At 54.5% G+C, this 8,049-nt stretch carries 7 protein-coding genes; 5 read left to right on the top strand and 2 right to left on the bottom strand.

The window, feature by feature from the left end:
• Positions 1 to 71: 71 nt before the first annotated feature.
• On the bottom strand, positions 72 to 788 hold the full coding sequence (locus FRY97_RS05260; protein WP_147166383.1) for an NUDIX hydrolase: 717 nt from the start codon (positions 786 to 788) through the stop codon (positions 72 to 74).
• A 199-nt stretch (positions 789 to 987) separates the two neighbouring features.
• On the opposite strand from FRY97_RS05260, the gene pckA reads away from it, so the two are divergent.
• Together pckA and FRY97_RS05250 are read left to right on the top strand one after the other, a co-directional pair.
• Complete coding sequence (gene pckA / locus FRY97_RS05255) at positions 988 to 2,595, top strand: phosphoenolpyruvate carboxykinase (ATP) (protein WP_147166382.1); 1,608 nt, start codon at positions 988 to 990, stop codon at positions 2,593 to 2,595.
• Positions 2,596 to 2,656: 61 nt separating this feature from the next.
• Positions 2,657 to 3,487, top strand: a complete 831-nt coding sequence (locus tag FRY97_RS05250) for a universal stress protein (protein WP_170254511.1) — start codon at positions 2,657 to 2,659, stop codon at positions 3,485 to 3,487.
• Positions 3,488 to 3,829: 342 nt separating this feature from the next.
• Here FRY97_RS05250 and FRY97_RS05245 read toward each other — a convergent pair whose 3' ends face one another.
• Positions 3,830 to 5,305, bottom strand: coding sequence for an SLC13 family permease (locus FRY97_RS05245; RefSeq protein WP_147166380.1), 1,476 nt, complete (start codon positions 5,303 to 5,305; stop codon positions 3,830 to 3,832).
• 367 nt (positions 5,306 to 5,672) lie between these two features.
• Here FRY97_RS05245 and FRY97_RS05240 point away from each other — a divergent pair, with 367 nt between their 5' ends.
• From FRY97_RS05240 to FRY97_RS05230, 3 genes are all read left to right on the top strand, one after another.
• A complete protein-coding gene (locus tag FRY97_RS05240; protein WP_147166379.1) occupies positions 5,673 to 6,536 on the top strand; it encodes a tetratricopeptide repeat protein in 864 nt (287 codons plus the stop codon).
• A gap of 52 nt (positions 6,537 to 6,588) precedes the next feature.
• Positions 6,589 to 7,155 carry a Uma2 family endonuclease gene (locus tag FRY97_RS05235; protein WP_147166378.1) on the top strand — a complete coding sequence of 189 codons (567 nt, stop codon included), beginning with the start codon at positions 6,589 to 6,591 and terminating at the stop codon, positions 7,153 to 7,155.
• 287 nt (positions 7,156 to 7,442) lie between these two features.
• On the top strand, positions 7,443 to 8,015 hold the full coding sequence (locus FRY97_RS05230; protein WP_147166377.1) for a Uma2 family endonuclease: 573 nt from the start codon (positions 7,443 to 7,445) through the stop codon (positions 8,013 to 8,015).
• The last annotated feature ends 34 nt before the right edge of the window (positions 8,016 to 8,049 follow it).

Raw genomic sequence — 8,049 nt, 5'->3', positions numbered from 1 at the left:
TTGAAATTACAGATGAAAGAAAAAAACATTAGACAAGATTGGGTAAACAATAAACATACTGCAACAGCCCCCTAAATTTCAAAATCAACCCCCCTGCGCAGCAGGTCTTCGTACCGCTCTTTAGCCAATTGCTCGTACTTCTCTTTGTCAAAGCTGTACAGCATAGCGGGGCGGTGAGCAACCCCTTCCTGCCTGCCCATTTCCCTGAGCACGCCCATTTTTAGTATACGGGTGCGGAAGTTGCGCTTGTTCAGCTCCGCTACCCCCAAAATGGTCTCATAGAGCTGCTGCAATTGAGACAGCGTGAACAGCTCCGGCAGCAGCTCAAAGCCAATGGGCTGATACCGTACCTTTGCGCGGAGCCGCCCTACCGCTACAGCCAGGATCTGGGCATGATCGAATGCCAGCTCCGGCAGCTGATCTACCTCAAACCACTCTACCTTGCGGGCATCAGACGCCGCCTTTACCGGGTGCTCCCCCAAATTGACCAGGGCGTAGTAGGCCACACTGACCACCCTCCCCCTAGGGTCTCGGCCAGGGCTGCCAAAGGTATACAACTGTTCGATGAATACGTCCCTGACCCCAGTCTCCTCTTCCAGTTCACGCAGAGCCGCTCTTTCCAAGCTTTCATCCATATCCACAAAGCCCCCGGGCAGGGCCCAATGCCCTTCAAACGGGGCGTGGTCGCGCTGTATCAGCAGCACTTTGAGCTTGTGGCTCTGGTCGAGCCCGAAGATCACACAATCAACGGTCATCGATGGGCGGGGGTATTCGTAGGTATAAGGCATACACATTCTTTATCACCTTCCCTGAGCAATAGCGCCAAGGTTTGCAAAGGGTGAAAATAGGCAAAAAACGCCCCGTGGACCGTATGCAGGATGATAAAAATCACTGCCTGCCCCTTGCTAAACTCAGCCCGCACCGCCTCTGCATAGCTGAACTTTGACCTGCTCTTTTAATCTATTTTCATACCAAAAGCCCCAAGTTATGGCTGCTCACAAAGCACTTCTCAAAAGCCTCAGCGCAATCGGTATCGGCCATCCTAAGTCTGTTCATTACAACCTGCTGCCTGAAGAGCTGGTGGAAGCTACACTCAATAAAAAACAGGGCATGCTCGCAGATACCGGAGCCCTCTGTGTGGAAACCGGCAAATTTACTGGCCGGTCCCCTAAGGACCGCTTCATCGTGGAAGATGAGGTCACCCGCGAACGGGTGGACTGGAACAACATCAACAAGCCTTTCTCGCGCACGGCCTACGACAGCCTGCGGGAAAAGGTGGCCGCCTACCTGAACGAACGGGAAATATACGTCCGCGATGTTGAAGCCTGTGCAGACCCCGAATACCGTACCCCTCTGCGCGTCATCACAGAGTACCCTTGGAGCAACCTCTTTGTGCACAATATGTTCCTAAAGCTCAAGCCCGAAGCACTGCACGAGTTCACACCTGAATGGACTGTACTGAATGCCCCTGGCTTTGAAGCGGACCCCGCCATAGACGGTACCCGTCAGCCTAACTTTTCTATCATCAACTTTGGGCGGAAGGAAATTCTGGTCGGTGGCTCTGGCTATACCGGCGAAATCAAAAAAGGTGTTTTCTCCGTGCTCAATTTTGAGCTCCCCGCTTTCCGGGACCTGCTGACGATGCACTGCTCTGCCAACATTGGCCAAGATGAGGATGTAGCCGTTTTCTTTGGGCTGAGCGGCACCGGCAAAACCACCCTCTCTGCTGATCCTGAGCGGCTGCTTATCGGGGACGACGAGCACGGCTGGGGAGACAACGGAGTGTTCAACTTCGAAGGGGGCTGCTACGCCAAAACCATCGACCTGACCCGTGAGAAGGAGCCGGAAATCTATGATGCTATCCGGCATGGGGCCATCCTGGAGAATATTGGCTTTTTCCCCAATACCCGAACGGTCGACTACACCGATAGCAGCATCACCCTCAACACACGGGTATCTTACCCCATAGAACATATCCTGCACATCGCACAGCCTTCAATGGGGGGCCACCCCCAAAATATCTTCTTCCTTACCGCCGACGCCTTCGGCGTTCTGCCTCCGGTCAGCCGCCTGACCCCTGGCCAGGCGATGTACCACTTCATTTCCGGTTATACCGCAAAAGTGGCCGGCACAGAAGAAGGGGTGAACGAGCCAGAAGCGACTTTCTCGGCCTGCTTCGGCGCACCGTTCATGCCGCTGCCCCCAACCACCTATGCCGCCATGTTGGGCGAGCGCATGGAGAAGTACGGGGTCAATGTTTGGCTTATCAATACCGGATGGTCAGGAGGGGCCTATGGCACGGGCAGCCGTATCAAGCTCAAATATACCCGTGCCATGATCAAAGCAGCACTAAACGGCAGCTTGGAAGGGGTCCGCTATGAGCAAGAGCCGGTATTTGGCCTCAATGTGCCAACCGCCTGCCCCGGCGTGCCCGAGCAGCTTCTCCATCCTAGAGAAACTTGGGCAGATGCTGCTGCTTACGACAAAAAAGCCCATCAACTGGCTGAGGCATTTGTCAAAAACTTTGTTAAGTTCGAGGCGCAAGCCAGCGAGGAGATGCTTGCTGCAAGCCCAAAGGCCGGCAGCTTCTCCTGAGCCGTTTCAGCGCTGCTGTGCTGATGCAGCACAGCAGCGCACTACCAAAACCAAAGCGACCATGAAAAACCTTTTGATCCCTATTGACTTTTCTGAAAACTCCCGGAATGCGTTTCGTTACGCGGCAGCCTTCAGCCAACTGACGGGCATTGAACATGCGCGGCTGCTCCATGTATTCACCCCCGAAGCGACAGGGGAAGCGGATTTCATCCCTCCGGTTGCTGCCCTGATGAAAGCACGGGAAGAAATGCTCGAAGGTTTTGTAAAAGACATGGCTGAAGAGATTGGGCCTTTCCCTTTCCTGGCCCAGACAGAACTGTCTGTAGGCTTCCCAGCCGATGAGATCACCGCACAGAGCGAGGAGCACGACCTCGTCATTATGGGCACTACCGGGGATGGCGGCTTGCTCGAAAAAGTGTTCGGCAGCGTCTCTTCTTCCGTTTCGCAACGCTCCGCCTGCCCCGTGCTCCTTGTCCCGCCCCAAGCGGCTTTCTCCGGCATTCGCCACATCGTGTACGCCAGCAGCTACGAATCAGGTGACGCGGCCGTCATTGAAAAACTCATGGCTTTCAATGCCCCCTTCAAGGCGTGCTTGCATTTTGTGCACGTACAAGACGGTAAAGGGAAGAGCCTCCCTGACCCCGCCAACCGGAACATATTTGAAGAGCTCTTTGAAAAGGGCGACCCTGGGTTTTCTTTTGAAATGGCCGAGGTCGAGAGCGAATCTTTGGACAAAGGTCTGGACAACTACGCCCAACAATGCCAAGCGGAGCTCATGGTCATGGTGACCAAGCCCCGCGGCTTCTGGGCTAATATCATGCACCGCAGCGCCACCAAGCAGATCGTACTGCACGCTCAGCGCCCCGTGCTGGTCCTGCACCTGGACGAATAGGCGGATAGCCAACGGCCGGGCTACAACAGGCGATGGGCACCTATACGGAGCCTGGCTTGTCAGCACCAGCCAAGATAGCGCCCTTTCAGCCTTCCGCACGCCGTACCTGGCAAGGCACAGAACACCACCACGGCACAGCAATACACGTATAGCACCTGCTGCATGCCCCAGCCAGATTGTCGTTTTTTTTTCTTTTTGGGGGCTCCCCCTGCCTCTCAGCAGGGGGCGCTATGCTGCGGGGCTCGCTATCCGCTCGGCCCTACCGGGCTTCCACCCCTTCGCAGCGCTAGCCCGGCCCCATCATCGCCTACGCGCTCCAAATAGGCTGCTATCCAGCCATATTCATCCGGCCTGCTTCAAATGCTTAGGAAAAGCCAGCGGGTCAAAACCCCATAGGCTCGGCAATAAAAAGTAGACGATCAGGCTGAGCACAAAAATGGAGATCAGATTGAGCCAGATACCGGTCTTGGCCATTTCGGGGATGGTCAAATAGCCAGACCCAAATACGATAGCGTTTGGGGGGGTAGCTACTGGCAGCATAAATGCGCAGGAGGCGGCTAGGGTAGCCCCGACCATAAGCGGGTAGGGGTGGACGCCGATGACTGCCGCCAAAGGAGCCAAGATGGGGAGCAGCATCGCAGTCGTGGCCAGGTTGGAGGTGATTTCGGTCAGGAAGTTCACCGCTGCTACCAATGCCAATAGCAAAAATATCAGGGAAAGCCCCTCAAGCAGTGACAGCTGACTGCCAATCCATGCAGCCAGCCCCGAGCCCTTAAAGCCTTCTGCAAGGGCCAGCCCACCGCCGAAGAGCAGTAAAACGCCCCAAGGGAGTTTCACCGCTTCTTCCCATTGGAGGAGCGGCCCGCGGTTCTCCTTGCTCGCCGGCAGGATGAAAAGGGCCACTGCTGCGATAATGGCAATAATGGTGTCATCCAGCGCAGGAGCAAATGCATTGAGCAGGAATGACCGGGTGATCCATGTCAGGGCCGTGAGCACGAATACCCCCAAGACCAGCTTCTCTTCGTAGGTGATAGGGCCGAGCTTTTCAATTTGGCGTTTGATCTCTTGCTTGCCGCCTGGAAAAGACTGCTGTTTGAAGCTAGCGGCCAGGTAGGTCAGATAATACCAGCAAATGAACAACATCGCTATGGATACCGGCAGGCCGATTAGGATCCACTTGGAGAAGGTGATTTCAACATCGTACAGCTCCTGCACAATGCCCGCCAGCACCAGATTGGGAGGTGTGCCGATCAAAGTGGCTATCCCCCCGATAGAAGCGCTGTAGGCAATGGCGAGCATCAGTATCTTCCCGAAGGTCAGGTTCTCATCTGCTTGGGCCGCCGGGTTATCCTTGAGCTGTGTGATCACTGCCAGGCCTATAGGCAGCATCATCACCGTGGTAGCTGTATTGGAAATCCACATGGACAAAAAGGCTGTCGCGGCCATGAAGCCCAAGATGATATTGCGGACGTTAGTGCCGATAAATTGGATGATGTGCAGGGCCATCCGGCGGTGCAGCCCCCACCGCTCTATGGCGATAGCAAGCATGAACCCCCCTATGTACAGGAAAATATACCGGTGCCCGAAAGATGCAGTGGTGCTTTTGAGGTCAAGCGCGCCAGTCAGGGGGAATAGGATGATAGGGAGCAGCGCTGTAACCGCTATCGGGACGGCCTCCAGTATCCACCAGGTGGCAATCCATAAGGTTGAAGCGAGTACTGCATTGCCTTCTCTGCTCAGCCCATCCGGGTGAACGGACCATAAGGTGCCTGCGAAAAGCAGCGGCCCGAGCAGTAGTCCGATTTGCTCTTTTTTCATAGGGAGGCCGTGTTTAGGGTACAGCCCAACAATCCGGGCGTTATAGATTTATATTTAGTCATGCTTTTAGTTCTATTTTGGCGTGCCTTGCCGGGAGCCCACATCGAGGTTTGCCGGGGCCAAGCCCTTTGGGCGGCAGCCTGCTTGTTGTTGCTGTGCTAAGGTAGTTTAACAGCTTGGATGTTTTAGGCGCTTTACTCCCTTTTACGCTTTTTCACCAAGAAGGCAACGCACTTCAGAGCGCCTGCAAGAAAGAAGGCTTCTGCTCGGCAATAGAAGGCCGTTCGGATAATTTGACGTGCACTTGTGGAGGAGCTTTCCCACCTTATCCTTAAATTACTGCTGAATCAACGATGCCCTTTGGATTATGAACCAGCAAGATTTGCCGGAAGCCCTGAAGAACATGCTGCTCAACGATCAGCTTAAGGAGGTGATCAGCCGGCTCCGGGCCCACCTGCCGGAACTCAGGGGGCAGGTCACCGAAGAAGAGCTGCTACAGTATGCCGCCCGTCTGAATGCCGTAGAGCGGGAGCGGAATTTGGGCATCATCACAGCAGAGCGCTACGGGATTGAGAAAAACCAGCTGCGGCAGATCCTCATCCAAGCCGTCACTCAGCTTGGAAAAGCCCCGGTGCCTGAACCTGCCCAACTCCCGGATGGGCCAGAACAGTTGCTCGCAAGAGGCAGCCAACAGTACCAGGACGGAGAATACCGGCAGGCGGCAGCCACGATTCAGCAGGCCATTGCCCAGCCGGGCATTCATAAAGGGGATTTGGCGCAAGCCTATGCGGTGCTCGGCAATACGTACAATCAGCTCGGCTACTATCAGGAAGCCATTGATGCCCATCAGCAGGCGCTGGAAATCCGGCCGGATACGGCCTCTTACTGGACCAATCTTGGCATTTGCTACCGGCTGACCGGGCAGTACGACAAGGCTGCCTCCTGCTACGAAAAAGCCATCAGCCTCGACCCGGGCTATGCGGAAACCTACACCAGCCTTGGGGCGCTCCACCTGACCCACACGATGCAGTTTGAGCAAGCCGTCCACTTTCTCGAAAAGGCTATAGCGCTCGATCCCGGCCAAGCCATCGCTTACGCCAATATGGCGATAGCCAAGGCTTCCCTAGGGTGCTTCGATGAAGCGGATGCGCTACTGCGGCAAGCTGTGATGAAGGGCTACCGCAATGCGAAGCATGCCCGGCAGATGATTGATAATTTGCGGGCGTTGTAGGGCGCCTTGCATTCCAGTCCTGATTTCTGTATTTTGCAACAAAGACAAAACTATGACTTCCCGGACCACAGAAATAACCGATACCCACCGCTTCTCCGCAGAAGCCTACCATCGTATGGGGGAGGCTGGCGTCTTCGGGGAGCAGCGCGTCGAACTGCTCTATGGCAAAATTGTGGATATGAGCCCGATAAAAAGTAATCATGCGGGGACAGTGAAACGTTTGATTAGGCTTTTTAGCCAGCTGTTGCCCTCATCTATCATCCTTGGTGTGCAAGATCCTATACAACTCGATGATTATTCTGAGCCGGAACCAGATTTAAGCTTGCTGAGTTATCGGTCGGACTTTTATGTTAATGCACATCCTGTTGCTGAAGATATTCATTTGCTCATTGAAGTTGCTGACAGCAGCCTGGAAAAAGACCGGGACATTAAGCTGCCTCTTTACGCCAGCCATGGCATTCCAGAGGTTTGGATCGTCAACCTGCAGGATAAGCAGATAGAGCGCTACCGAAGCCCAAGCCCCAAGGGGTACACCGATATCCATATCTTCCTGCCGGGTGATGAAATAGCTACGGATTTTATGAAAGCGGTGGAGGTTTCGGCCGTGTTGGATGTTTAGGCTTTTTGGCAAGATTAGCAGGGGCGTGAACCAAAATGTCGCAGGCGTTCTTCTTTTCTGGGCTTTATAGCCTGGCATTGGCCTAGCGCTGCGAAGGGGCGGCAGGCCCGACAGGGCCGAGCGAAGAGCGAGCCCCGCAGCATAGCGGCACCTGCCCGCTGGCAGGGGCAGGCCCCCTCCAAAAAAAAAAACGACTATCTGGTTTGCGCCCATTAGCAGGCTCTGTTCCACTTGCTCCTTTTCCCGAAAATCCGTACTTTAATTTAAGCTACAATAAAAAATAACCAATGGCAGAGGCAACAACCGTACTATCCCCATCCGCCTACCTGGAATGGGAAGCAGCGCAGGAGGAGCGCCATGAATACGAAAATGGAAAACTGATTGCTAGGGGTGGAAGTAGTAGAGAGCATAATCGATTAGTCAGGAATTTAACGACCATTCTTTGGAATTATCTCGGACCTTTAGCCAGGTATGAATTGTATCCATCCGAACTACGCGTAAAATCTGGTATAGATGATAAATATTATTACCCGGATCTCGTGCTCACGGAAGGAGAGGAGCATTATTTGGAAAATGCCCCTGACACCCTGCTTAATCCCCTCCTGTTAATCGAAGTGCTATCCGATTCCACAGCAGCCCGTGACCGCGGGCCCAAATTCGAAGCCTATCGGGCTATCAACAGTCTGCGGGAGTATGTGCTGGTCGCACAGGACCAATGCCAGATAGAGGGCTTCTACCGGAACGATGCGGGCCAGTGGATCATCCGGGAGCCGGTGGCGGGGCAGGATAATGCCTTCTCCTTCATCACACTGGATTTGGAGCTGAAGCTGGGGGAGGTGTATCAGGGGGTGGGGGTGTAGAGCGCCATCTGTTGCCGCCCAGGTTGTTGCTGAT

Source organism: Phaeodactylibacter luteus (genome assembly GCF_007993045.1).
Taxonomy (GTDB): Bacteria; Bacteroidota; Bacteroidia; order Chitinophagales; family Saprospiraceae; genus Phaeodactylibacter; species Phaeodactylibacter luteus.
This window is presented reverse-complemented; position numbering and strand designations above follow the sequence as displayed.

Coding starts and splice junctions, on each gene's coding strand:
- FRY97_RS05260 (WP_147166383.1), bottom strand. CDS start 788: ATGCCTTATACCTACGAATACCCCCGCCCATCGATGACCGTTGATTGT.
- pckA (WP_147166382.1), top strand. CDS start 988: ATGGCTGCTCACAAAGCACTTCTCAAAAGCCTCAGCGCAATCGGTATC.
- FRY97_RS05250 (WP_170254511.1), top strand. CDS start 2,657: ATGAAAAACCTTTTGATCCCTATTGACTTTTCTGAAAACTCCCGGAAT.
- FRY97_RS05245 (WP_147166380.1), bottom strand. CDS start 5,305: ATGAAAAAAGAGCAAATCGGACTACTGCTCGGGCCGCTGCTTTTCGCA.
- FRY97_RS05240 (WP_147166379.1), top strand. CDS start 5,673: ATGAACCAGCAAGATTTGCCGGAAGCCCTGAAGAACATGCTGCTCAAC.
- FRY97_RS05235 (WP_147166378.1), top strand. CDS start 6,589: ATGACTTCCCGGACCACAGAAATAACCGATACCCACCGCTTCTCCGCA.
- FRY97_RS05230 (WP_147166377.1), top strand. CDS start 7,443: ATGGCAGAGGCAACAACCGTACTATCCCCATCCGCCTACCTGGAATGG.